The sequence below is a fragment of the Paenibacillus sp. FSL K6-0108 genome (genome assembly GCF_045040695.1).
In the GTDB taxonomy this organism is placed as follows: domain Bacteria; phylum Bacillota; class Bacilli; order Paenibacillales; family Paenibacillaceae; genus Paenibacillus; species Paenibacillus pabuli_B.
Map to the genome: position 1 here is coordinate 6,052,605 of NZ_CP150288.1, position 25,396 is coordinate 6,078,000.

20 protein-coding genes and 1 other annotated feature are annotated in these 25,396 nt (G+C 48.1%); all 20 genes read right to left on the reverse strand.

Annotated features, from left to right (window positions below; all coding sequences use genetic code 11):
* Positions 1-143 precede the first annotated feature (143 nt).
* Positions 144-1,178 (reverse strand): rod shape-determining protein, encoded by a 1,035-nt coding sequence (locus MHB49_RS27550; RefSeq protein ID WP_024633969.1) that lies wholly within the window; start codon positions 1,176-1,178, stop codon positions 144-146.
* Positions 1,179-1,371: 193 nt separating this feature from the next.
* Positions 1,372-2,061, reverse strand: a complete 690-nt coding sequence (radC, locus tag MHB49_RS27555; protein WP_247899105.1) for a DNA repair protein RadC — start codon at positions 2,059-2,061, stop codon at positions 1,372-1,374.
* A gap of 35 nt (positions 2,062-2,096) precedes the next feature.
* Positions 2,097-2,708 (reverse strand): Maf family protein, encoded by a 612-nt coding sequence (locus MHB49_RS27560; RefSeq protein WP_405153746.1) that lies wholly within the window; start codon positions 2,706-2,708, stop codon positions 2,097-2,099.
* Between the two features lie 92 nt (positions 2,709-2,800).
* Complete coding sequence (locus MHB49_RS27565) at positions 2,801-3,043, reverse strand: DUF4321 domain-containing protein (RefSeq protein WP_024633972.1); 243 nt, start codon at positions 3,041-3,043, stop codon at positions 2,801-2,803.
* A 145-nt stretch (positions 3,044-3,188) separates the two neighbouring features.
* Positions 3,189-4,388 (reverse strand): SPOR domain-containing protein, encoded by a 1,200-nt coding sequence (locus MHB49_RS27570; protein ID WP_405153747.1) that lies wholly within the window; start codon positions 4,386-4,388, stop codon positions 3,189-3,191.
* Between the two features lie 119 nt (positions 4,389-4,507).
* Positions 4,508-5,827: a UDP-N-acetylmuramate--L-alanine ligase gene (gene murC / locus MHB49_RS27575; RefSeq protein WP_405157254.1), complete on the reverse strand. Its 1,320-nt coding sequence runs from the start codon at positions 5,825-5,827 to the stop codon at positions 4,508-4,510.
* Positions 5,828-5,883: 56 nt separating this feature from the next.
* Positions 5,884-7,260 carry a bifunctional folylpolyglutamate synthase/dihydrofolate synthase gene (locus tag MHB49_RS27580; protein WP_405153748.1) on the reverse strand — a complete coding sequence of 459 codons (1,377 nt, stop codon included), beginning with the start codon at positions 7,258-7,260 and terminating at the stop codon, positions 5,884-5,886.
* A 77-nt stretch (positions 7,261-7,337) separates the two neighbouring features.
* The gene (locus MHB49_RS27585) at positions 7,338-10,004 is read right to left on the reverse strand and encodes a valine--tRNA ligase (protein ID WP_405153749.1); all 2,667 of its coding nucleotides are present in this window, start codon (positions 10,002-10,004) and stop codon (positions 7,338-7,340) included.
* A gap of 58 nt (positions 10,005-10,062) precedes the next feature.
* Positions 10,063-10,343: a binding site (T-box leader), on the reverse strand.
* A 158-nt stretch (positions 10,344-10,501) separates the two neighbouring features.
* Positions 10,502-11,977, reverse strand: coding sequence for a LysM peptidoglycan-binding domain-containing protein (locus tag MHB49_RS27590; protein WP_405153750.1), 1,476 nt, complete (start codon positions 11,975-11,977; stop codon positions 10,502-10,504).
* A gap of 136 nt (positions 11,978-12,113) precedes the next feature.
* Positions 12,114-13,022, reverse strand: coding sequence for an RluA family pseudouridine synthase (locus MHB49_RS27595; RefSeq protein WP_405153751.1), 909 nt, complete (start codon positions 13,020-13,022; stop codon positions 12,114-12,116).
* A complete protein-coding gene (gene hemL, locus MHB49_RS27600; protein ID WP_405153752.1) occupies positions 13,019-14,323 on the reverse strand; it encodes a glutamate-1-semialdehyde 2,1-aminomutase in 1,305 nt (434 codons plus the stop codon). The genes MHB49_RS27595 and hemL overlap by 4 nt, the downstream gene beginning before the upstream one ends.
* A 105-nt stretch (positions 14,324-14,428) precedes the next feature.
* On the reverse strand, positions 14,429-15,430 hold the full coding sequence (hemB, locus tag MHB49_RS27605; protein ID WP_405153753.1) for a porphobilinogen synthase: 1,002 nt from the start codon (positions 15,428-15,430) through the stop codon (positions 14,429-14,431).
* A 105-nt stretch (positions 15,431-15,535) separates the two neighbouring features.
* On the reverse strand, positions 15,536-17,098 hold the full coding sequence (gene cobA / locus MHB49_RS27610; RefSeq protein ID WP_247899114.1) for a uroporphyrinogen-III C-methyltransferase: 1,563 nt from the start codon (positions 17,096-17,098) through the stop codon (positions 15,536-15,538).
* Positions 17,099-17,102: 4 nt separating this feature from the next.
* Complete coding sequence (hemC, locus tag MHB49_RS27615) at positions 17,103-18,059, reverse strand: hydroxymethylbilane synthase (RefSeq protein WP_405153754.1); 957 nt, start codon at positions 18,057-18,059, stop codon at positions 17,103-17,105.
* Between the two features lie 2 nt (positions 18,060-18,061).
* Positions 18,062-18,712 carry a bifunctional precorrin-2 dehydrogenase/sirohydrochlorin ferrochelatase gene (locus MHB49_RS27620; protein ID WP_405153755.1) on the reverse strand — a complete coding sequence of 217 codons (651 nt, stop codon included), beginning with the start codon at positions 18,710-18,712 and terminating at the stop codon, positions 18,062-18,064.
* A gap of 5 nt (positions 18,713-18,717) precedes the next feature.
* The gene (gene ccsA / locus MHB49_RS27625; RefSeq protein WP_405157255.1) at positions 18,718-19,545 is read right to left on the reverse strand and encodes a cytochrome c biogenesis protein CcsA; all 828 of its coding nucleotides are present in this window, start codon (positions 19,543-19,545) and stop codon (positions 18,718-18,720) included.
* 14 nt (positions 19,546-19,559) lie between these two features.
* On the reverse strand, positions 19,560-20,948 hold the full coding sequence (gene hemA, locus MHB49_RS27630; protein ID WP_405153756.1) for a glutamyl-tRNA reductase: 1,389 nt from the start codon (positions 20,946-20,948) through the stop codon (positions 19,560-19,562).
* A 365-nt stretch (positions 20,949-21,313) separates the two neighbouring features.
* The gene (locus MHB49_RS27635; RefSeq protein WP_247899118.1) at positions 21,314-21,904 is read right to left on the reverse strand and encodes a non-ribosomal peptide synthetase module; all 591 of its coding nucleotides are present in this window, start codon (positions 21,902-21,904) and stop codon (positions 21,314-21,316) included.
* Between the two features lie 266 nt (positions 21,905-22,170).
* Positions 22,171-22,824 carry a ribosome biogenesis GTP-binding protein YihA/YsxC gene (gene yihA / locus MHB49_RS27640; RefSeq protein WP_405153757.1) on the reverse strand — a complete coding sequence of 218 codons (654 nt, stop codon included), beginning with the start codon at positions 22,822-22,824 and terminating at the stop codon, positions 22,171-22,173.
* 156 nt (positions 22,825-22,980) lie between these two features.
* Positions 22,981-25,320 carry an endopeptidase La gene (gene lon, locus MHB49_RS27645; RefSeq protein WP_405153758.1) on the reverse strand — a complete coding sequence of 780 codons (2,340 nt, stop codon included), beginning with the start codon at positions 25,318-25,320 and terminating at the stop codon, positions 22,981-22,983.
* Positions 25,321-25,396: the final 76 nt, after the last annotated feature.

Genomic DNA, 25,396 nt, shown 5'->3' on the forward strand with positions numbered 1-25,396 from the left:
ACTGTCAGACTTATAGTCCCATCGAGAATATCAGCCGATTCTCCCCGGGTATGCGGGTAATAGCTCTCCCGGGATTAACCGGGTCCTCTTCGTTGATATCATGCCCCTTGGTCGATAAGCGAGCCAAGCTTAGCCTATATCAATTAACGTTTGGAACGAACTGCCGAACTGCTTCTGCTCTTGAACAAATGAATATTCTCAAGTGCCTTACCTGTTCCGATTGCAACGCAATCGAGCGGGTTCTCTGCTACGATAACTGGCATTCCAGTTTCACCAGCAAGCAGCTTGTCCAGATTGCGAAGCAATGCACCGCCACCTGTGAGAACAATACCGCGGTCCATAATATCCGCTGCCAGCTCAGGAGGACATTTCTCCAAGGTTACTTTTACAGCTTCAACAATGGCATTCACCGTATCCGCCAAAGCTTCGCTGATTTCATCCGATGTAATTGTAATCGTCTTCGGCAGGCCTGTAACGAGGTCGCGTCCACGAATTTCCATGGTTTCCACTTGCTCAAGCGGCATAGCTGATCCGATATCCATCTTTAACTGCTCGGACGTACGTTCACCAATCATAAGATTATACTGGCGTTTAATGTATTGAATCACGGATTCATCCATCTCATCACCCGCTACACGAACCGAACGGCTTGTTACAATACCACCAAGAGAGATGACAGCCACTTCCGTTGTACCGCCACCAATATCGACAACCATACTACCTGTCGGTTCCCATACAGGCAGATCTGCACCAATGGCAGCTGCAAAAGGCTCTTCAATCGTATAGGCTTCACGCGCTCCAGCCTGTTTGGTTGCATCTTCAACCGCGCGTTGTTCTACTGCAGTAATCCCAGATGGTACACATACCATCACGTTCGGATGACGTTGGAACATGGAGCGTTGTTTCTGCGCCTCACGGATGAAATATTTGATCATCGTTGCCGTTGTATCAAAATCGGCAATAACGCCATCTTTCATTGGACGAATGGCACGAATGTTACCTGGTGTACGTCCAATCATTTTTTTGGCGGCTTCACCTACTGCCTCAATGCTTTTTGTATCTGTCCGTATAGCGACAACCGAAGGTTCGCGCACCACAATTCCTTTTCCACGTACATAAACCAGCGTATTCGCTGTCCCCAAATCAATACCCAAATCTTTCGTAAAACCACCAAACATGACGTAATCTCCTTTTCTGCCTCATATAGCTGCCCTGTTAAACAAGAGCGTTTCATTTTCATTCCCACCACAATGGCGGAGCTAATATTCGCATTTGTTTTGTGTTGCATTGTTTTGCATTTGTAAAGTGAACCTATCTTCTACGGACAACGCCGTCAACATTCATAGGAAAACATCAACGCCAACCATTATATTATACTAGGCCCTTCTCCTTCAAACTTACGTACGTTCCATCTCCAATAATAATGTGATCCAGCACATCTATGCCAACAATTGCACCGGCCTCAATCAGTCTTTTGGTTATTTGAATGTCCTCTGGACTAGGCGTAGGATCACCACTGGGATGGTTGTGTGCGCACACAATAGAGGCACTGCTGCATTTGATGGCAGCTCGGAACACTTCACGCGGATGTACTATCGAAGCGTTAAGGCTACCCATGGAGAGTGTTTCCTGGGCAATAATGTGGTTTTTGCTATTCAGGAAAAGACACACAAAGTGTTCCTTCTGCAAGTAACGCAGTTGTTCGGTAAGAATATCGGCAGCATCACGAGGAGTACGGATTGAAGTTGACTGTGTAAGTCTGCTCTTCGCAATCCGATGACCAAGCTCTATGCTCGCTTTTAGCTGTACAGCCTTGGCCATGCCGATTCCCTTCATCGAAGTCAGTTCTTCCAGGCTGAAATCCATCAACGAGCGAATTCCACCCGCTTCAGTCAGAATCCGCTGTGCCATATGCACTGCGGATTCCTGTCTTGTACCTGTTCGAAGTAAGATCGCCAGCAATTCAGCATGGCTTAAGGCGCCCGCCCCATATTCCATCATGCGTTCTCTCGGGCGTTCTTCCTGGGGGATGTCGCGCATCATATATTGAGGCGACTCCATATATTCCCTCTTTTCAGATCGTCAATTGCAGAATTTCATGTACGTGGCAGTACATGTATGCCGAATCCATCCAACATATCGCTAAGCAAGGACAGCGGTAAGCCAACCACGTTGAAATAACATCCTTCAACACGTTCTATCAATGAAGCACCAATGCCCTGAATGGCATATGATCCTGCCTTGTCCGAAGGCTCCCCGGTCTGAACATACGCACGAATCGTAGCTTCAGACAATTCCTTCATCGTTACATCAGTCTTCCGATACTGAACCATTGATTGTCCATTACTTGCATCAATACAAGCTACTCCCGTGAAAACACGGTGTACACGACCCTGTAGACGGGTTAACATACGTTCAGCGTCCGCTTCGTCTACGGGTTTACCGAGAATATCGCCGTCCAGAACGACAACAGTATCACTACCAACAATAACAGCATCCTGTTCACGGCCTTCCAGTCCGCGATAAACGGCTAGCGCCTTACGCATCGCAAGTTCCTGTACCGTCTGTTCAGGAGTCCATTCCGGCGGTGTATCTTCATCGGCGTGACTTGGTATTACTTCAAAAGCTAGATGGAGTGATGCGATCAGTTCTTTACGCCGTGGCGAAGTGGAAGCCAGAATAATGCGACGTTGTTGTGTTCTATCCAAAATAACCGGCCCCTTATGCTACGGCGACATCCTATCGGATCACGCTAGTAGATATCATTTTTTTAGTTTCTTCGTCAAAATTCGTCATTCTCCTATAACCTGCGATACAGCCATACAGCAGCAATAATACCAATCAGACTTAGGAGGCTCATTTGAAATTGAAGTGAAATATCATAACTGATAATATCCAGATCAGCCTGCGGAGACCAACGAATGGTCGTGGCTTTTGTTAGAAAGGCAACGGCCTTTACAGGCTGCAGTGCCTTGGCGATCCACGCACCGGCCAGCCAGCCGAGCAGCAGAAACAGCAATAACATGCCGAAGTTTTTTTTCATCGGTGATCTTCCCTCGCCATTTTTTGACACCCACATTATTATACGGGGTTTTGTACGTCAATACAAACACAAATCCGGCAAGGGGAACTATTTCCAGTTCCTTGCCGGATAGGGATTTCAAGGCTGTGTTATGGGAAAGGGCGGATTACTGTTTTATCGCTTCAAGCCATTTTTTTTGCTGTAATACATATTCCATCAGATCAGACTGCACAGACCACATATGCACATTAGCGGGATTTTTGTTGTATTCGGCGAGTGCGGTTACCGCACTGTTCATTGATTTCTCCATCGCCGATACATACGGTTGTACGTCTGTACCCAGACCGGGTGCAATACTATTTAAACTGTTCAGCCAGAGTTCATGTTGGTTCTGTAGTGCGGTCATCGTTTCGGTTGAGACCGCTTCAGGAACAGACTGGCCGAGTTGCTGGATCGAAAGGGTAGACAGTTGCTCAACCAGAGCTGATCCGCTCGCAAAGAAATGCTGCACATCCTCTGCTTTTCCGCCAAATACTGTCGGGTTCACTTCTGGGTTGACGATTTCCTTGACGTACAGTTCCACACCTTCGGCCTTAAGCCTTGAGCTGAGCAGCTTGGCCTCCTCACGGTCAGCCGAAATACCTGCGTATACCCGATTACCATCCTCCGGATCAGAACCTGCGGCAATGCCTGCCTGAGACAGTTCCACCTTCGCCTGTTCAGCGCGTTCAGGAGAACTGAATACACCATATTGCAGTGCATAATAGCTGCCGCCTGTAGTCGTTGCCACGGGCTGTTGTTCCGAACCAGCCACTCCCTCTTGACCTGTTACAGCAGAAACCGCCTGATTCGCGGGAATCTTGCCTCCAGGATCTACCGCCCCTTCCCGATTAAAAAAAGAAAGAATAACCATGCCGAAGAGGGCCCCGGTTACAAGCGCACCCGTTACTGAACCAATCATTTTCCACCCCCTCGGGGGACGATTTCGCTTATAAGAGTAGTTTGCACTTTCTGCAAGCCAATCATGACCACCATAATGCTCGTCTATCCTGTTCTCGTCCTCATCTCCCGGATATGCAGTAAACTGATTATAACTGTATCCCGGCTCATCAAGTTTCGAATCCTTGTCCGTTCTTTGGTAAGGTTCAGGTACAGTGGAGCCTGTTAGCGTCGTCTCTCCCCAGTCACCGGGAATATCCTCTGGTGTCCATGAAGGCGTTGTATTCAACTGCGTTGGTGTTGGCATTGGACTTTGCGAAATATCTTCACTCAAAGCGGCAAATGTGCTCGATGTGTTTATCCCCTTGTTTTCAGGCTTGTCCGACTCGTTATCCCCAAAGCGAAACGTCATTCTAGCATTGCTCACCCCGTACCCTCTCCTTTGTCCCATTTATAACAGCTATATGCGGAGAGAACCTGAAACATTCCATCTCAAACAAAAAAACCGCCTGCTTCGAAATGAAGTCAGACGGTTCATGAATGTATTTATTTCAACCCTTTGGCAAGTGTATCGCCAACTTTCCAGATATCACCTGCGCCCATCGTGAGCACAAGATCGCCTGGTTGAAGACGGTTCTGCAAATCTGCAACAACTTCTTCCTTTGTCGGCAGATAACGCGCAGAAGCATTGCTGTTTTGAACGATGAGTTCAACCAGTCTAGCCGAGTGAACACCTTCAATCTGTTTTTCGCCCGCAGGAGAATAGATGTCGGTAATGAGAACCTCATCCGCTTCTGCAAAGGCACGACTGAACGCATCCAGCAGGAAGAACGTACGTGTATAACGTTGGGGCTGGAATACCGCAATGATACGTTTCCCCGTTGCTTTGGCCGCACTGATGGTAGCTTCAATCTCGGTCGGATGATGCGCATAGTCATCAATAATCAATATATCACGCGCCTCGCCCAGTACCTGAAATCTGCGTTTCGCCCCATGGAACTGGATAATGGCAGCCGTAATTTTCTCAAATGGAATACCTGCTTCCAGACAGGTAATGACTGTAGCCATCGCATTATAAACGTTATGTTTACCTGGAACAGACAACTCCACCGTACCCAGCACATTGCCCTGATGGCTCATTGTAAAGGAAATTCGGCGGTCGCCAAGCACGATATCTGTTGCCGTATAATCAGCAGCATAATCAATGCCATATGTGGTCACCCGTGATTTCAGCTCTGGCAAAATGGCTTGAACATTCTCATCGTCAGCACACACAATGGCCGTGCCTTCTGGACGAATCTGACTCAGGAATTGCACATAAGCTTTTTTAAGCTCCTCAAAATCACCGTTATAGTTCTCCAGATGATCCGCTTCAATATTCGTCACAATACCAAGCCAAGGGTGATACTGCAAAAATGAGCCGTCGCTCTCGTCTGCCTCGGCAACGACCCAATCGCCTTGGCCTGCCTTGGCGTTGGTACCTACATTCATGATTTCCCCGCCAATGATGTATGTCGGGTCTGTATCACATTTATCCATAACGAGTGCAATCATGGATGACGTGGTTGTTTTCCCATGAGCCCCGGCTACAGCCACACCCTTGCGCTCATTAAGCAAACGTGCGAGCATCTGTGCGCGATGCAGAATCGGGATGTTCAGCTGCTCGGCTGCCACCCGCTCCACATTATCAGCAGGAGCTGCTGTAGAGTAGACTACCAGATCTGCCCCATTTACGTGCTCTGCCGTATGTCCGATATATATTTTCGCTCCCTTGGCTGCCAACTTCTCAGTTAACTCCTGTGAAGCAACATCCGATCCGGTAACGGTGTATCCCATCTCAAGCATAACTCTCGCGATGGCACTCATGCCATATCCGCCAATCCCTATAAAATGAACGTGTTCCGATGTATTTAACAAAACTTTCACCAACCTTTTTCAGAATCGGTTTGATGCAAAAGGGCTGCCCGCACATCTGCAATCAGGTACAATGTGCCGGACACCACCCCCAGATCCTCCGCTTCCGTCCGTGACTTCAATAGATCAAGTGCCTTTGCCCATTCGGGCTCGACGATGATTTCCAGCTCCGGTTTCGCAATGGAGGGACGTACCCGTTCGACGATCTGCAGCAATTCGGCTGCATCCATTTTGCGTCGGAAATCTGGCTCGGTCAGGATCAGCGTATCCACTAGTGGCAGTATATGCTGCAAATACGCTTCATGATGCTTATTCGCCAGCATGCCCATCATCAAAATTAACTTGTTGTGAGGATATACGTCGATAATGCTCTTGGCCAGCGATTCAGCCCCCTCCGGATTATGAGCTCCATCCAGAACAATGCGGGGCTGATCAACCACTTTCTCGAACCTTCCTGCCCAGAAGGCATGTTCCAGTCCAAGTGCAATATCTTCATCATCCAGCATAAATGCCATGTATTGGCGAAGCAACTCCAGTGCCATAAGTGCGCCCGCTGCATTGTCGCATTGATGTGCACCCTGCATGCGAATACGAACGTCCAGATCACGGAACGGTCCTGTAAAATGAAAAGATTGTCCGTTCTCATCACTGTCGAGTCTATGATAGGAGAAACGATCTCCCGCCAGATACACGGTTGAACGCAGCCGCTCTGCCGTCTCCTGGATCACCTTCACAGCTCTTGGCTGTGTGGCACAGGTAACAACGGGTACCCCCGCCTTAATAATGCCTGCTTTCTCTCCAGCAATCGCCTCAATCGTATCTCCCAGTACATCCGTATGGTCCATACCGATATTGGTAATGACCGATACCACGGGTGTAACAATATTCGTTACGTCCATCCTTCCCCCGAGCCCTGTCTCCCATACCACAATGTCCGGGTAACACTCTTCCGCATAATACAGAAGGGCGAGTGCCGTAGATACCTCAAACATCGTAGGTGATCCAAGGGGAGTCGAAGCCATCTCTTGAACCAAGGGATACAGGCGGTTCGAGAGTTTGAGCAATATCTCTTCCGGGATATCCTCACCGTTGTACTGAAAACGGTTTGTGAATTTGGTGATATACGGCGATGTGAACGTTCCAACATCATATCCCGCCTGAAGAAGCACTGACGTCAAAAAAGCGCAAGTCGAACCTTTGCCGTTCGTTCCCGCGACATGAATAAATTTGAGACGCTGGTGAGGATTGCCCAGCAATGACATTAATCCCTCTATTCGTTCCAATCCAGGTCGGATGCCAAAAGGAATAAGACCATTGATCCAGTTCACTGCCTCGTCATAGGTAAGTAAAGGAGATGCTATTTCTGTCCCGTTAAGTTCCGTCATATGATTCACCTTCGGTTTGAGTTTGGTTGAAAAAAGCGGCCGGATGGCGCATAAACACTCCATCCGACCCGAATATATTAACCTTTCAGTTCCTTGATTCGTGCAATCACCTTATCCCGTTTATCGGAATAATCTGCTTGCTTGGCGCGCTCTTCCTCAATAACCTTGGCAGGAGCCTTGGCAACAAAGCCTTCGTTCGCCAGCTTTTTCTCCACACGGAGTACTTCGCCCTCAAGGTTCTGCAACTCTTTCTCCAGACGAGCCACTTCCTGATCAATATCAATAAGACCCGCCAGCGGCAAGTACAGCTCAGCCCCAGTAATGACAGCAGTCATAGCTTTATCCGGTGAGCTCAGATCCAGGCCGCTGTCGAACTCGGACGTATTACAGAAACGTTTGATGTAATGGCTGTTGCGTTCAATGATGCTGGACGTCTCTGCGTTGTTCGCTTTCACCATCAATTCAATTTTCTTGCTCATGGGTACGTTTACTTCTGCACGGATGTTTCGCACTGCACGAATGGTGTCCATAAGCAGGTTCATCTCGGCAACCGCTTCTGGGTTCTCCAGTGCAGGGTCATACACCGGCCAGGAAGCCAACGTGATCGTCTCGCCTTCATGCGGCAGATGCTGCCAGATCTCTTCCGAAATGTAAGGCATGAACGGATGAATCAGGCGCATGGTCTGATCCAGCACATAAGCAAGCACGGATTGTGTTTTCTTCTTGGCAACCGGATCTTCCCCATAGAAGGACAACTTCGCAAATTCAATATACCAGTCACAAAGGTCATCCCAAATAAAGTTATACAGCAAACGGCCTGTTTCTCCAAATTCATACGCTTCGATTAGACGCGTAATATCGCGAGAAGTTTCGTTCAGGCGGTGCAAAATCCAGTAATCCGCAGTTCCGAGGTCCCCACTAATATCACGTTCTTCATAGGTGAACCCTTCCAGATTCATCAGGGCGAAGCGAGAAGCATTCCAGATTTTATTCGCAAAGTTACGAGCCTGTTCCACCCGTTCCCAACGGAAACGAAGATCCTGTCCCGGAGTGCTGCTGGTCGAAATCATATAACGCATCGCATCCGCGCCATATTTCTCAATAACATCCAGTGGGTCAACACCATTACCTAGCGATTTGGACATCTTGCGTCCGTCTGCATCACGAACCAGACCGTGCATCAGCACATCCTTGAACGGAACCTCTTCCGTGAACTCCAGAGCGGTAAAGATCATGCGCGCCACCCAGAAATAAATAATGTCATACCCTGTTACGAGTACACTTGTCGGGTAATAACGTTTCAGATCTTCCGTGTCTTCCGGCCAGCCTAATGTAGAGAACGGCCATAATGCGGAGCTGAACCATGTATCCAGAACGTCTTCATCCTGTCTCAGCTTGCGTCCAGCGTATTCTGGCAATGTTGTCGGATCTTCAGCAGATACAATAATTTCTCCAGTCTCCTCGTCATACCAGGCAGGAATACGATGACCCCACCACAATTGACGAGAGATACACCAGTCACGAACATTTTCGATCCAGTTCAGATACGTTCTCTCGAAACGATCCGGAACAAAACGAACTCCTTCACCGCTTTGTTGCTTCTCAATCGCTTTCTCCGCGAGCGGCTTCATCTCAACAAACCACTGTGTTGATAAATACGGCTCAACGACAGCTCCCGTCCGTTCGCTGTGTCCAACCTGATGCGTATGATCCTCGATGTTGATCAATACGCCCAGTTCTTTCAGGTCTGCAACAATTTGCTTGCGGCAGTCGCTGCGATCCAGTCCCTGATATTTGCCTGCTTCGGCATTCATCGTACCCGTCTCATCCATCACCGTAATCTGTGGCAGATCATGGCGGAGACCCACTTCGAAGTCATTCGGATCATGAGCAGGCGTAATTTTCACGGCCCCACTTCCGAAATCTTTATCTACATACTCATCTGCAATAACCGGAATCTCACGGCCGATAATAGGCAGAACAAGCACCTTGCCAATCATGTCTGCGTAACGCTCATCCTTCGGATGAACAGCAACTGCTGTATCTCCCAGCATCGTCTCTGGGCGAGTTGTCGCTACTGTAACATAACCACTTCCGTCTTTGAGTGGGTAGCGAAGATGGTACAAATGACCCTGAACTTCTTTATATTCAACCTCAATGTCGGACAGTGCAGTCCGGTTCACCGGGTCCCAGTTAATAATTCGTTTGCCTCGGTAGATGAGGCCTTTTTCATACAATTGAACAAACACTTTACGTACAGCCTGGGACAGGCCTTCGTCCAGTGTAAAACGTTCACGAGAGTAGTCGAGCGATAATCCCATTTTGCCCCATTGCTGACGAATGGTTGTTGCATATTGTTCTTTCCAGTCCCAGACCTTCTCCAAGAACTTTTCGCGTCCCAAATCATAACGAGTCTGGCCTTCTTCACGCAATTTTTGCTCCACTTTGGTTTGGGTAGCAATACCTGCATGGTCGGAGCCCGGCAGCCACAGTGCATCATAGCCCTGCATCCGCTTGGTACGAATCAGAATATCCTGCAGTGTGAAATCGAGCGCATGCCCGATATGAAGCATTCCGGTTACATTTGGAGGTGGGATTACAATCGTATAAGGTTCAGCATCTTTACGCTGACCCGCCTTGAAATATCCATTTTCCATCCAAGTGGAATACCATTTTTGTTCCGCAGCTTTCGGATCATATGTGGTTGGCATTTCTGTTGCAGCTGAATTTTTTTGTTCAGACATGTGTCATTCCTCCGTTACTTATTCATCATCGCCAAAAAACAAAAAAACCTTTCATCCATCAAAGGACGAAAGGTTAGCTTTCGCGGTACCACCTTTGTTTCACGCAGATAGAAAGACAGACTGCCCCTTCTGTACTTACGTGACACTTCAAGCAGATAACGGCTGCGACCGGCCCATCCTACCTCAGGTATGAATGACAATAAAGCTTACTCATCCCTTGTATTCAAACAGGCAACTCCCGGGCGACTTCGATCAGTTGGTTCCTACGGAATTTCCCAGCGCTACAATCCCGCTCTCTGAAAGGTCATACTGTCTACTACTCCCGTTCCACGTTGTTCTTCAAAAAACCTAAACACATCATACCCTGCCCGTGCCCGATAGTCAACCTGACAACAGCGGAAAAAGCGCGCTGCAATGCATGTTGTGGGCGAACAAAGCAAAAACCCGCCATCCTCAAGGGATCACGGGTCGAAATGGACATTGAAGCTTCGTACAGATTAAGGGATATATAGGATCTGCCCTTCTTCCACAACCTGTTCCGATAACCGGTTATATAACTGGAGCTCTCTGGTACTTAACTGATATCGATCTGCAATGGTATCCAAAGTCTCTTCACGTTGTACAATACATAATTTCACCTTGCGGAACGGGGTCTGATCTACAATGGTGCCGAGAAACAGATTCTTCCACTCTACATCATCAGGTTGGAATGTTTCTTCCTGTGGGACTCCGGCAAGCGCCTCTTGCTCCCGTTCTGTTTCCGCCTCTCGTGTCACTCTGCCCGATGATAACAAGGAGGAGATGCCCACGCCCTCTTGCTGTTTGGGTGCAGACTCTTTCTTACTGCCAAAAGCAACCTTGAGCTCCGGCTTGTCTTCCGTCTCTGCCACAGGTTCAGGGATAAAAGCTTCATTTTCGGCAGACTCATTCGTGTCCGATGATTCAAGTGGAGGGATGTCTTCTTTCGAAACTTCCGGTTCCGATGCTGCAAATACATCCTGCCAGTTCTCTGACTGCGAACTTGTCTGGGCATCTGCTAACGCCTGATCCTCCAGCTTTGGTTCCGATCGGGCAGATTCAAAATGCCATACTTCCGGTGCTGCCGGTTCATCTGAAGGCTGTGCGTCCAGCTTTGAATCGGCATGATCCGAATTCCTTAAGTTCGTATGTAAGGTCTCGACAGAAGGCTCGGACCAAACAGACGACTCTTCAGCCAGAGGAAGCAAAGACTCAGACTCAGGGTAAGAAGCCAACCTGTCGGCTGTCTCCGCCAAAAAAGACGAAACTGGAGAAGGGGAATCGGACAACTCATTCGCTTGCGCTTCATCCTCCTGGTCCCTCAAGGACGAGGACTCTTCGTTTTCAGCTAATATTTGGCTTTGCTCTGCATTCCCATCCCCTTGCTGCCAGGATTGAAACTGTTCGGGAGAAGCCTGAAATAGATGCTCCCGCTGTAACTCCTCTTCGCTCCGTTGGAGCAGATATTCCTGAGCAAATACATTGGGAGAGCTGGCTGTCTGCTCTGTTTCAACGTAACGGTCGCCCTGCCGAGGGTCGGGTGAGTGTACAACGGTAAACTCATCCGCTGACCAAGCCTGCGGTTCCTCCACCGGAAATCCCTCTATACCCCGAAGCGACAATACGCCTGTAATGTTCAGACTTCGGTTGGATAATAAATCGACATCAAAATTCTCGATCTCAATGGAAATATCCTCAAGCGATCTTACCCGGTTCAGGGGTACCGTGATCTCCACCGGGATAAAATGTTTGAGTTCCTCCGAGATTTCGTTCTCTCCCCGATACGCACCTGTTAACAAAAGATGGCCTCGCAATGTTGCATGATCATCCTGACCTATCACCTGAATGCGGGGATATAACTCAATTTCCTCCAGCTCCTCAATTGCAGGGACTCCCTCTGACAAATGAACGCGCTCATAAATATCGAACCGTAAACCATAAGGTTGATTCAACAAAGGTGGCGTCCTCCTTTCGGCATATGTTCACCATGATCCTTCTCATGGGACTGATCCATGGTCCAAATCCTTCGTTACCCCATCTATATGCCTTGAATGAGAAGAGCATGCCACCTTTTATGCAAACCTTCCCAGTTTATTGGTCCTTGCTTTCCCGCCCTGCCAGTTGTTCGAAATCCGGCGGCCAAGGGTCAGCCACCTCAATTCGTGCCCCTGTGAGCGGATGACTAAAACTCAGTGTCTCCCCATGAAGCGCCTGCCGACCAATAGAATCCCTTCTGCCTCCATATAACTCATCTCCAACTAGGGGATGGCCTACATAACTTAAATGTACCCGAATCTGGTGCGTACGTCCTGTATCCAGTGTTAGCCGGATAAGGGTAGACCTATCCCACACCTCCACAATCTCCACATGGGTTACAGCTTCCTGCCCACCTTCAGATACACGCCTGCGTTGCTTGTGATGTCTGTCCTTCCCAATTGGAGCATCAATTGTATTCAACTCCGTGGATATCTGACCATCAGCTATGGCGACGTAATGGCGTCCAATATCTTTACGTCGCATCCCTTCATCCAGTTTGGTGAGGGCAAAAGCATTTTTGGCATATAATACAGGCCCAGTCGTGTCCTCATCCAGACGGTGAACATGACGTACATTTGCCTGAATCCCATTCATTTCGTAGTAGGAGGCAACCGCATGATCCAGGGTAATCGATTGATCCTTACGGCTCCCATCGGGATGAAGCTTCATTCCGGCCGGTTTATGCACGACCAGACAGAAGTCATCCTCATACAGGACATCGATTTCCGCCCAACGCGGTTCAACATCAATCGGCTGAGACGCAAAAAGGGCCAGCCGAAGCCGGTCCCCTGCCAGTTGTATGCCCTGATTCGTCTTTAGCTGGCGCAACATTTTCTCTGGTAAACGAAGTTCAGACAAGAGCCATTGCTCTGCAGCCGTTTGCCTGTCTGAACTGCCTGTCACCGCTTTGCCTGGCATCAGCTCAAGCCATTCCCCACGGCGTTTCCAACTTTTAATGGTCATAATGATTGAAGAGCCATACGATTCGCCTCGATTGTATCGTCAATATCCTGCTCCGTATGCACACCAGAGACAAACATGCCTTCGTATTGGGAAGGTGCAACACTTACACCCTGATCAATCATGGCCGCAAAATAACGGCGGAATTGATCCAGATTGCTTTCTTTAGCAATATCATAATTCGTAACCGGAACAGCACTGAAAAATGGACAAACCATCGAACCAACACGGTTAATTGTTATGGCTACACCTGTCTCTGCTGCATTCTTTTCAAACCCGGCCTGCAAGCGTGCGGACAGCGCCTCCAGACGATCATAGACCTCCGGTGTCAACAATTTGAGCGTGGTGTATCCTGCTGCCATAGCAAGCGGATTACCGCTCAGCGTACCAGCCTGATAGATCGGTCCTGTCGGAGCTATCTGTTCCATCAGATCACGTCTGCCGCCATAAGCGCCTACCGGAAGCCCTCCACCGATGACTTTACCCAAACAAGTCAGGTCAGGTGTGACACCAAATCGCCCCTGTGCACAGTTTAAACCTACACGGAAACCGGTCATGACTTCGTCAAAAATGAGCAGACTGCCGTATTGAGACGTCAAACTGCGCAAGCCTTCAAGGAAACCCGGAACGGGCGGAACAACGCCCATATTTCCTGCAACAGGTTCCACAATGACGGCTGCCAGTTCTTCCCCATAACGTTCAAAAGCAAGCTTCACCGATTCCAGGTCATTGTATGGAACTGTAATCGTATTAAGGGCTACACCTTCTGGAACACCAGGGCTGTCAGGCAGGCCTAGTGTTGCCACACCAGATCCCGCTTTGATTAGTAGGCTGTCAGCATGCCCGTGGTATGACCCTTCAAATTTCAAAATTTTACTGCGTCCTGTTACGCCACGTGCCAGCCGAATCGCACTCATGGTTGCTTCCGTACCGGAATTCACCATTCGTACAATATCGATCGAAGGCACACGCTCACAGACCAGTTTAGCCATCTCTGTCTCCAGCAGCGTTGGCGCACCAAAACTTGTTCCTTTAAGAGCTGTCTCCCGCAAAGCTTCTACCACGTCAGGATGCGCATGTCCCATAATGAGCGGACCCCAGGATCCGACATAATCAATAAAAGCATTGCCGTCAATATCATAGATTTTGGAGCCTTCTCCACGCTCTGCATAGATCGGGGTAAGCCCCACCGATTTGAACGCCCTAACCGGGCTGTTCACTCCCCCAGGTATGTACTGCTTTGCTTCTTCAAATGCGCTGCGTGAGCGCTCATCATTGCGACGAGTTCCTTGTTGTGCAGTCATGAACATCCTCCTTAGTGATGAGGCCCCTCCAAACCTTATTGGAAGGGACCTTTATATATTTTTGATAAACGTTAATCTCATCCTGGCTGTTATGGAAGCAAGCTATTATTTCTCGGCCAACCAGCGTGAGGCGTCTTTTCCGTAGTAGGTAATAATCATATCAGCACCCGCACGTTTCATGCTCAGCAGAATTTCCATGGCCACTTTCTTCTCATCAATCCAGCCTTGAATCGCCGCTGCCTTCACCATGGCATACTCACCACTTACGTTGTAAGCTACCAGTGGAAGATCAAATTGATCCTTAATCGTACGCATAACATCAAGATAGGACAGTGAAGGTTTCACCATCAACATGTCCGCTCCTTCCAGCACATCGGTTTCGGCTTCACGCAATGCTTCACGAGCGTTCGCCGGGTCCATCTGATACGACTTGCGATCTCCGAATTGTGGCGTGGAATCCGCTGCTTCACGGAATGGACCATAGAACGCCGACGCATATTTTACGGAGTAGGACATGATCGGAATATGGCTAAAGCCATTCTCATCCAGTCCGGCACGGATCGCTTGGACAAATCCATCCATCATATTGGATGGTGCAATGATGTCCGCTCCAGCTTTGGCCTGGGATACCGCTGTTTTCACGAGCAGATCCAGCGATTCGTCATTAAGAACATCTCCACAAATGTGACCGTCCACTTCAACGGTGTGCACCATGCCACAATGACCGTGATCGGTGAATTCGCATAGACAGGTATCCGCAACGACCAACAGATTAGGGTACCAGGACTTAATCAGCTTGGTTGCTTCCTGTACAATGCCATCTTCTGCGAATCCAGACGATCCAACACTATCTTTGGTTTCGGGAATGCCGAATAAGAGCACAGCCGGAATACCCAGATCCGCAATCTCCTTTACTTCTTCCTGCAGACGATCCAGCGAGAAGCGGAATACACCCGGCATGGATTTGATCTCGGATTTTACATTTTCACCATAAGTGACATAGATGGGTTGGATAAAGTCATCCACAGTCAAATGGGTCTCTCTCACCATATTGCGAATACCTGTGGACTGACGTAAACGGCGATGCCGTACAATTGGAAAACTCATTCGTGTAAAACCTCCCTGAATAGTAATGTGGAGCAAAAAGCGAAGCGCGCCGGTATCGTATCGAATTCAGCACGCTTCATCTATCGATTGCGGTTCAATTTATGTTTAACGGGGAAATACAGCTTCTGTCGCAGGCTTTCGTTTCCACTCGGACAACACAGAAATCAGACTCTCAATGGTTGCTTCTTCAGCCATCATGGTGACCTTCAAGCCTGCTGCTTCCGCCGTCTTCGCAGTAACAGGCCCGATACACGCAACCTCAACATTTTTCAATAAAGACAAGGGGTCCTGCAATCCCATACGTTTCAGAATGTTCATGAAATTGGTTACGGTAGATGAACTCGTGAAGGTCATCGCATGAATGCCGCCCTCTTCAAGCAGCTTCAGCAGTTCGTCGTCATCCTCGCCAGCCAAAATGGTGTCATATATAATGGCCTCGGTGACCAAAAGTCCCCGTTCTCTCAACTGTTCAGGCAGCCAGGAGCGCGCAAGGTCTCCATGCGGTAACAGAACCCTCTGACCTTCCTTTAGTTCACTTTCAAAAGCTTCAAGCATGCCTTCTGCCTGAAATGGCCCTTGAATGACCTCGGCTACGATACCATACTTACGCAAAGCTTCCCCAGTGGAAGGCCCTACCGCCGCCACTCTCGCTTGATGAATGGATCGAATATCTTTCCCCTGCTGCTCCAAATGACGGAAGAAAAACTCCACTCCGTTTACACTTGTGAAAAATATCCAGTCAAATGTATCTAACACACCATAGGCCTGTTTGACACTTTCAAGTGCCGACTCCCCTGAAGGCATCACAGTCTCGATTACCGGAAATTCATAAGGCTCACCGCCAAGTTCCTCAATGCGATTCACCAATTCACTAGCCTGACTGCGTGCCCGCGTCACCAGGATTCGTTTGCCAAACAGCGGTAAGGCTTCTGCCCATTTCAACTGTTCACGCTGGTTTACTACCTCACCAACCACAATGACAGCGGGGGGTTGAAAGTTCGCAGCGATGACTTTGGCTTCGATATCTTCAAGCGTGCCTGTAATCGTATCCTGCTCGGCTCTCGTACCCCAACGAACCAATGCGACTGGTGTTTGGGCCGGGCGTCCGTGACGTATCAACTGTTCGCTAATATATCCAATTTTGGCAACACCCATCATGAAAACAAGTGTACCCGTTGCATTCGTCACCTTATCCCAATGAATGCTGCGATCAAGCTTGTCCGGACTTTCATGTCCCGTAATAATGGAGATGGATGAAGCATAGTCACGATGGGTCACGGGTATTCCGGCGTAAGCAGGTACACTTATTGCTGCAGTTACCCCAGGGACAATTTCAAAAGGAACCCCGTTTTTGCGCAACAAATCCGCCTCTTCACCTACACGGCCAAATATCGTGGGGTCGCCCCCTTTAAGCCGGACCACAACCTTGCCTTCCAGGGCAAGATCAACCAGCAGCTGGTTGATTTCTTCCTGCTTCATCGTATGTCGATCCGGTCGTTTACCTACATATATCTTAACTGCACCAGGCTTCATTTGTTTAAGTAATCTTGGACTAGCCAGCCGATCATATACGACAGCATCCGCCTTACCGATTGATTCCCAACCCTTCACTGTAATCAGCTTGGCATCCCCTGGACCTGCACCTACCAAAAAGACCTTTCCCACCATGTCTTCATCCCCTAACTTCTGCCAGTATCTGCTCTGCTCCCCGTTCAATCAATCTCCAAGCCACTTCTTCTCCAAGACGAACCGGATCTTTGCCTGTCAAAGCTTCTTTAAGAATCAGTCCACCGTCTGGCGTGCCGACCATACCTGTTAATTGTAACGCGTTTTGTCCATTCGGGGAATCTGCATCTTGCTGCGGCACCCATACCGCATGAGCTCCAATCGGAACCTGACAGCCCCCATTTAATACACTAAGGAAGCGACGTTCAGCCAACACAGGAAATGCGGTTTCCGGATCGTTATACAATTGCAACAGATGGAGAAGTTCCGCATCATCTTCACGGCATTCAATGCCAAGCGCACCCTGACCTACTGCAGGAAGACAAGCCTCTTCTGACAGATATTCCGTAATCCGATCCTGCCAGCCCATTCGATACAAACCAGCAGCAGCCAAAATAATGGCATCCAACCCCTCTGTCTCCAGCTTGCGCAGACGGGAATCAATATTGCCACGGAGCGATTCGAGTTGCAAATCAGGACGGTATGCTTTCAATTGACTGGATCGACGCAGACTGCTCGTCCCTACTCTTGCACCTTTCGGCAATTGATCCAATGTGAGTCCACCATTCGAAATCAGTGCATCACGGGGATCTGCACGGCGTGGAACAGCTCCGTTCGTCAACCCTTCAGGCAGCTCGGAAGGCATATCCTTCATGCTGTGGACAGCCATATCAATCGTATGATCCATCATCGCCTGTTCAATCTCTTTGACAAACAGTCCTTTGCCTCCGACTTTGGACAAGGTTACGTCAAGAATCAAATCTCCTTTTGTAACGATTTTATGTACTTCAAAATCAAAAGCTAATCCCTCCCGTTCACAAATATCACGTAAATCTTGAATTACATGGCCAGTCTGGGTTAAAGCAAGTGCGCTTTGTCTGCTTCCCACTTTAATTGTCCGCATGTCTACACGTCCTCCTGATTATGGGATATCCAGTCCCCAATTTGTTCTTCGGTCCACCACTTAAACTGACCTGTACGGATATTCTCAAGCACATTCATTTCGGTTAAACGACGGAATAATTTAGCTCTGACACCTGGAGTAGATACACGTGCCTTTACTTCCATCCTCATCTGATACAAAAATTCAATATATGTCTCATACTCATCTCCGAATTGCTGTTCCAAGGTAGCACGAATTTCTGCGGCAGCCAGAGGCCCTGCTCCAGCCGTCGATATCGCAATGCTCAGTCTGCCACGCCTGACTACACTTGGTGTAATAAAGGTGCTTCGCTCAGAAGATATGGCGTCATTCACCAGTATACCCGCATCTTCAGCTTCTTGGACAACAGCTGTGTTCACTTCACTATGGTCCGTTGCCGCATATACGAGAAAGGCCCCCCGCAAATCTCCATTGCGGTAGGACCGGGCCAGCCATTGAATTCGGGAATCATGATGCAATTGTTGTAACGTTGGCGTAATTTCCGGACTAATCACCTTGATTTGCGCTTCCGCATGAAGCAAACCTTTTATTTTACGTTCAGCAACACGTCCGCCTCCAACGATGCAGCAGGATCTTCCTGATATATCTACAAATATTGGCGTGTACCGTTCCATCCCATTCACTCTCCCGTCCAACGATGAAACGCTGAATACGCATTGGATAAAAAACTGATAATGACAAAAGCATATCCAATCAGCGTCCATCTCGCCATAATGACTGTGGAGAACTGCTTCCTTCTTTTGAAGACGAAGTACCCCACATAGATCGCTATGGCAAGCCCCGTGGCAATAACCTTGAGATCCAGAAGCAGGCCCCAGCGCGTCTCGGCCACAATAGACAATACCGCGAGCATGATTGAAACACCAAGAAGAGGTGTGCCGATCAGTGTAGCCCCATCCATGTATTTGCCGATCACTTCGAGACTTGGCAAACGACGTACGGTATCATTCCATTTCTTATTCTTCAGCTTGCGGTGCAGAAACAGATATAACATGGCAAATACAGCACCCACCGTCAGCGCCGCAAAACCAAGATTCGCCAAGGTGATATGCATAATAAGCAATCCGTGCACAGTCTGCCAGTTATGGAGAGATATCTCACCTGCGGTAAACCACAAACGGTTCAACACCGTAACGAAGAAACCCACCACGTTCAGCAACAGAATGACAAATTCGGATCGCTGGATCCGTGTCATTACCAGAGACACCAGCACGATGCTAAATGAAAAGATAAACAAAAAATCAAACGTGGTGTAGATTGGGAAATGCCTTTCGGTTAACATACGTAAAATGACGTGGAACACCTGAAGCGCCCATACAATAACAAGAAACCCTGTGCCTGTCCGCTTCGCCCCCGCATTGCGTCGAATGCAGTCCGAGAAATAGAACAGTAGGCTCAGGGCATACATATAGATTAAAGCTTCATAGATTTGTTCAGCCAGGGTCAAGCTGCCCACCCGCCTTATACGCCTGCCGGAGCATAAGCCGGCACGGGGTCTTGCCGGGAATCATTAAGTTGAACGGCATCCGGTTTGCGCAGAGCGGAGGCATCACTCTGATTCACTTTCTCAGCGGCCACCTCTACTGCATCCTCCAGAGCAAAGATCTGAGTAAACATGCGCAGCGCTTCATCACCGTGCTTGGAACCTGCCATTTCCTTAATCCGGTTAATTGGATCTGTGGTCATTTGATTCACGATGCTTTTCGTCAGACGACGGATCACTTTGCGCTGATGTTCGTCCAGTTCAGGCAATTTATTAAATAGACTATCCATCGTTTCTTCATGAATGGAAGCACCTTTCTCCTGCAAGGCACGAATCACAGGACGAACGCCCAACGTTTTGAGCCAGTGATAATAATCTTCCATCTCCAATTCAATCATTCCCTCGATTTTGGCAGCTTCCACCTTACGCATCTCCAGATTGCTCTCCACGATTCCTTCCAAATCATCAATATCATAAAGGAATACATTGGATAACTCGCCGATCGCCGGATCAATATCCCGCGGAACAGCAATATCAATCAGAAACAGCGGACGCGCTTGACGACGCTTCATGCTCTCTCGAACAACAGTGGCATCCAGTACATATCTTTCGGCCCCCGTCGAACTGATGACAATATCAACCTCGTTCAGTCTCGCCAATGCCTGCTCCATCGTGCAAGGGGTTCCCCGAAACTTCGCTGCCAGTTCCTCAGCTCGCGCCAGTGTGCGATTCGCCACAATGACTTCGGAAGCTCCGTTGGTGTACAGATGTTTTACGGTAAGTTCACTCATTTTGCCGGCACCCAGAATCAGCACCTTTTTATCCGTAAACATACCAAAGATACGCTTGCCCAGTTCTACAGCAGCATAACTTACAGATACCGCACTCTCTCCGATTGAAGTCTCTGAATGCGCGCGTTTGCCCAATGTAACAGCCTGTTTGAACAGCATGTTAAACCAGGTCCCCGTAACTTTCTCTTCTTGGGCTTTGAAAAAAGCCTGTTTCACCTGTCCAAGAATCTGAGTCTCGCCAATAACCATTGAGTCCAGCCCACAGATGACACGGAACAAATGGCGCATGGCTTGATCATCTTCATATATATATAAGTGTTGCGTGAATTCTTCCCGTGGAACATTAAACCATTGTTCCATGAATGTCCGAATAAAATAACCACACATGTGAAGACGGTCTACCACAACATACAACTCGGTACGGTTACATGTGGCTACGATTACACCTTCCAATACACTCTTGGTCAGCTTGAGCTGCTGCAGCGCTTCAGACAAATCCTTTTCTGCAAATGTGAATCGTTCCCTAACCTCTACAGGCGCCGTGCGATAGTTCAAACCAACGACAACGATGTGCATTGCAAGTTCACCTGCCTAATAAATTTCCAATCAAAGTGTTTTCTACATATGTTCATCCATTTATGATTGACATGGTTAATTATATCACACATCCATACATTGACCGGGCTATTTTTATGAAATGTTTATGAAATCCCCATGTAAATCATCCTATGCATTGTCATTTATTGTAGTGTCTCACCAATCTTCACCGTTATACGTTAAACCCTTGTTTTAAAGATAAAGATTCATGAAAATTTCATATAAAACAAATAGCCATGGAAGGCCCCATGACTATTCAGGTTTGGGATGATTTTTGGACCATCCCAAGATATCTAAACATTATTCATGCTGTCGTAATTCAATCATGTATTCCATACTTCAGGTTAATAGGCTTCAAGCTCAAACAGCCGTTTCTGGTTACGAGCAAGCTTTTCATCAATCTGTTGGATTTGTTCAGGAGTAGAAGCACCCCTTCTTGTATCGAGTAATAAATCAGTCTCGACGTAAATCCGGTTTATCTCGCGTTCAACATCCCGAGCATGGAATACATGCTGCAATTCAAGCAATGTATTTTTGTATTCGTAGATGACTCGGATATTCTCACCGGTCTGCTCCACGATTTTACGGACAACGCCTTGAGCATAAACATACGTCATGGTGAACTCTTCATAAATACGATGGATAACGCCGTCACCCTTAAAGTTCATAAAGAGCTTCCGAACTACGTTCGTCAGATGATGGTTTACCAGGCGGCAAGATAACTCACAGATGTAAAACCCTTCCATACGGTCAAATGGGAAATGAACTTGTTCTCCACTCACATCTTCTAACACAATCTCCTGACAGCCATTCTCCATCACCTTCACACGTTGATGAATCCGGCCATCGTCTGTCATGCGCAAAAACTGATGCATCTGGGGTTCTGACAATTTCAAAGTGGCTTTAACATACTCTGTGGCTAATCGCTGAGCCATAAAAATCTCCTCAATTCTTTCCCGATTATTTTGTCTTCCTGCACATGTGCAGTGATCTCAAAATTGTTCAGGCCGGCAATACCGGTTCTTGGATACGATTGGCACATATGCACCTATGCTCATTATACACTACCGCATAGCTATTTCGCTCCAAAAGAAAACAATGATATTTCACCGAAAACCCATGAAATATGGATTAATTCTTGATCTTATCAAACATAACCCCAAGTTGCTCACTTTCCTAAATAAAATGGCACAATCCCTGGTTATTTGTTCATTTCGTGGTCTTCGTGACTTTCTTCAGCTTGTGGCTCATCTTCGTCTGTAGCCTGACCGATTCCAGCATAACGGGTGATGATCTCCCATAATTCTTCTTTCCCCAAACCTTCTTCCGATGAAAACGGTACAAACAGATCACCTGAACGAAGATCCAGCCCTTGCTTGATGATTTTGATATGTTTTGGTCGACGTGTTTTGGGAATCTTGTCCAGTTTGGTTGCTACTACAACGAGAGGAAGCCCATGATGACGCAGCCACTCATTCATCATCTTGTCATCCTTGGATGGTTCGTGTCTGATATCCACCATCTGCATAACGAGCTTCAATTCCTTGCGCTGCAATAGGTACTTCTCCATCATCTTACCCCAGGCAAAACGCTGCTCTTTCGATACCTTGGCATAGCCATAACCCGGGAAATCCACAAAATAGAGATCCTGATTGATTTTATAATAGTTCAGTTGCTGTGTCTTACCAGGGGTGGAACTTGTCCGTGCCAAGTTTTTGCGATTAATCAAACGGTTGATCAAAGATGATTTCCCTACATTGGATCGTCCCGCCAAGGCAATCTCGGGCAGGCCGTCCTCGGGGTATTGTTCAGGCCGAACGGCGCTGATAATAAATTCGGATTGATTTACTTTCATAATGTATCTGTCCTCTCTTGAACACCTGTGCTCTTACTTATAGCTGCTGTTGGTATTATGCCATGGATTGTTCTATCATACCAAAAAAACCGTTCCAGCGGACGCCAAAGCTTCCGCAGAACGGTTTACTCTTCATACGATCCCTCGTTTAACGGGCTACAGATGCATTCCTGCCTGTTCTACAAGCGCATGTTGCAGCACCTGATCCATATGGGCTACAGGGACAAATTCCACATCTTCCTTGATGCTGTCCGGAATATCTCGCAGGTCCCGTTCGTTATCCTTGGGCAATAATATTTTTTTGTAACCGGCGCGGTGGGCTGCCAGTGATTTTTCCTTCAGTCCGCCAATCGGCAACACGCGGCCACGCAGCGTTATTTCGCCAGTCATGGCAATGTCTTTGGAGACATGTTTGTTCGTCAAAGCAGAGATTAACGCTGTCGCCATCGTAATCCCGGCAGATGGTCCATCTTTTGGAATGGCTCCTTCCGGAACGTGAATATGGATATCGTTTTTCTCGTGGAAGTCAGACGGAATGCCAAGCTGTGCAGCTTTGGAGCGGGTGTAGCTGAATGCCGCCTGAGCCGATTCCTTCATGACATCGCCCAGTTTACCTGTCAGCGTCAGCTTGCCTGTTCCAGGCACAACGGTAACCTCGATCACAAGGGTATCTCCACCCACTTCAGTCCACGCCAGTCCCGTCACAGTACCAATCTGATCTTCCAGTTCAGCCATACCATAGCGGAATTTACCAGGACCAAGGTAATCCTTCACTTCATCCGGTGTAATGTTAATCTGACCTTCCGTACCGGACACGATATTTTTGGCCGCTTTCCGGCACAACGAAGCCATCTGTTGTTCCAGATTCCGTACGCCGGACTCTCGTGTATATTCACGAATGACACGCAGCAAGCTGTCATCCCCGATATTGAGCTGATCTTCTTCCAGGCCATGGTCCTGTTTCTGTTTCGGCAGCAAATAGTTTTTGGCAATTTGCAGCTTCTCCAGTTCGGTATACCCCGGAATATTGAGCATCTCCATCCGGTCCAGAAGTGGACGTGGAATGTTATGCACGGTGTTGGCCGTTGTAATAAACATAACGTTAGATAAGTCAAACGGCAATTCTACAAAATGGTCACTGAACGTGTTGTTCTGTTCAGGATCAAGTACTTCAAGCAACGCTGCGGAAGGGTCTCCACGGAAGTCTGAAGCCATTTTATCGATCTCGTCCAGCAGGAACACCGGATTGAGTGAACCCGCCGTTTTCATACCCTGAATGATACGGCCTGGCATTGCACCCACATAGGTACGACGATGACCGCGAATTTCGGCTTCATCCCTTACACCGCCAAGCGATATTCTGACGAATTCGCGTCCAAGCGATCTGGCGATGGAGCGGGCAAGCGATGTTTTGCCGACCCCTGGAGGTCCAACCAGACAGAGGATCGGTCCTTTAAGCTTTTTCACCAGCTTCTGAACAGCCAGATATTCAAGCACACGCTCTTTCGGTTTTTCCAAACCGTAGTGATCTGCATTTAGCACATCTTCAGCCTTTTGGATATCCAGATCATCGTCTGTCATCTGCGTCCAAGGCAGTCCCAGCAGCCAATCCACATAGTTGCGAATTACGCCGCCTTCAGCAGAACTGGATGGCATTTTCTCCAGTCGATCAATTTCTTTCTCAACCTTTTCCTTCACCTTGTCCGGCAAGCCAAGGGCCTCCATCTGATTGCGGAGTTCCTCCACCTCGCCGGCACGGCCCTCTTTCTCACCCAGCTCTTTCTGAATTGCCTTCATCTGCTCACGCAGATAGTATTCTTTCTGGGTTTTTTCCATTTGTTTCTTCACGCGCTGGCTGATTTTGCGTTCAAGCTCCAGTACTTCCCGCTCATTGTTCAGGATGTCCAGCAGCTTCTCCAACCGTTCACGGACGTCGATGGTCTCCAAAATCTCCTGTTTGTCCTTAATCTTCAAGGACAGGTGACTGGTGATAACATCGGCCAAGCGACCTGGTTCTTCGATATCTGACACGGCTGCAAGTGTCTCGGGTGTAACTTTTTTGGACAGATTAATATAATTTTCGAACTGGTTCAGAACTGTACGCATCAGTGCATCTGTTTCCGGATGACTGTTCTCCTCTTCAGGAAGCTCTTGAGCCAGAACCTCATAGTATTCCTCGTTGTCCGTATATTCAATGATTTCAGCCCGTTCCAAGCCTTCCACAAGTACACGAATCGTTCCGTTTGGAAGCTTCAGCATCTGTCTGACCTTGGCAACGGTTCCGATTCTGAAAATGTCATCTTGTGTTGGTTCTTCAATATTTACCTCGGCTTGGGAACATAGGAGAATCAAATGTTCTTCTACCATCGCTTTTTCTAAAGCCTTGACCGATTTCTCCCGGCCCACATCGAGATGCAGTACCATACTCGGGTAGACGAGAAGTCCTCTTAAAGGCAGTAAAGGAAAACGACGACCTTTCGTTTTGCTCGGTCCCATCGCTTTCGCACCTCCAATGGCTCTCAGGTTGTAGTCATTCATTATTCTATCAAATGTTCACATAAAAAACCAATGA

What these genes read in the sequence shown, in the direction of transcription:
- hemL (WP_405153752.1), bottom strand. Translation starts at nt 14,323, where the DNA reads ATGACTGCACAACAAGGAACTCGTCGCAATGATGAGCGCTCACGCAGC.
- MHB49_RS27550 (WP_024633969.1), bottom strand. Translation starts at nt 1,178, where the DNA reads ATGTTTGGTGGTTTTACGAAAGATTTGGGTATTGATTTGGGGACAGCG.
- murC (WP_405157254.1), bottom strand. Translation starts at nt 5,827, where the DNA reads ATGAGTGCCATCGCGAGAGTTATGCTTGAGATGGGATACACCGTTACC.
- hemC (WP_405153754.1), bottom strand. Translation starts at nt 18,059, where the DNA reads ATGCGGACAATTAAAGTGGGAAGCAGACAAAGCGCACTTGCTTTAACC.
- cobA (WP_247899114.1), bottom strand. Translation starts at nt 17,098, where the DNA reads ATGGTGGGAAAGGTCTTTTTGGTAGGTGCAGGTCCAGGGGATGCCAAG.
- MHB49_RS27635 (WP_247899118.1), bottom strand. Translation starts at nt 21,904, where the DNA reads ATGGCTCAGCGATTAGCCACAGAGTATGTTAAAGCCACTTTGAAATTG.
- radC (WP_247899105.1), bottom strand. Translation starts at nt 2,061, where the DNA reads ATGGAGTCGCCTCAATATATGATGCGCGACATCCCCCAGGAAGAACGC.
- yihA (WP_405153757.1), bottom strand. Translation starts at nt 22,824, where the DNA reads ATGAAAGTAAATCAATCCGAATTTATTATCAGCGCCGTTCGGCCTGAA.
- hemB (WP_405153753.1), bottom strand. Translation starts at nt 15,430, where the DNA reads ATGAGTTTTCCAATTGTACGGCATCGCCGTTTACGTCAGTCCACAGGT.
- MHB49_RS27620 (WP_405153755.1), bottom strand. Translation starts at nt 18,712, where the DNA reads ATGGAACGGTACACGCCAATATTTGTAGATATATCAGGAAGATCCTGC.
- hemA (WP_405153756.1), bottom strand. Translation starts at nt 20,948, where the DNA reads ATGCACATCGTTGTCGTTGGTTTGAACTATCGCACGGCGCCTGTAGAG.
- MHB49_RS27565 (WP_024633972.1), bottom strand. Translation starts at nt 3,043, where the DNA reads ATGAAAAAAAACTTCGGCATGTTATTGCTGTTTCTGCTGCTCGGCTGG.
- MHB49_RS27580 (WP_405153748.1), bottom strand. Translation starts at nt 7,260, where the DNA reads ATGACGGAACTTAACGGGACAGAAATAGCATCTCCTTTACTTACCTAT.
- lon (WP_405153758.1), bottom strand. Translation starts at nt 25,320, where the DNA reads ATGGGACCGAGCAAAACGAAAGGTCGTCGTTTTCCTTTACTGCCTTTA.
- MHB49_RS27595 (WP_405153751.1), bottom strand. Translation starts at nt 13,022, where the DNA reads ATGACCATTAAAAGTTGGAAACGCCGTGGGGAATGGCTTGAGCTGATG.
- MHB49_RS27585 (WP_405153749.1), bottom strand. Translation starts at nt 10,004, where the DNA reads ATGTCTGAACAAAAAAATTCAGCTGCAACAGAAATGCCAACCACATAT.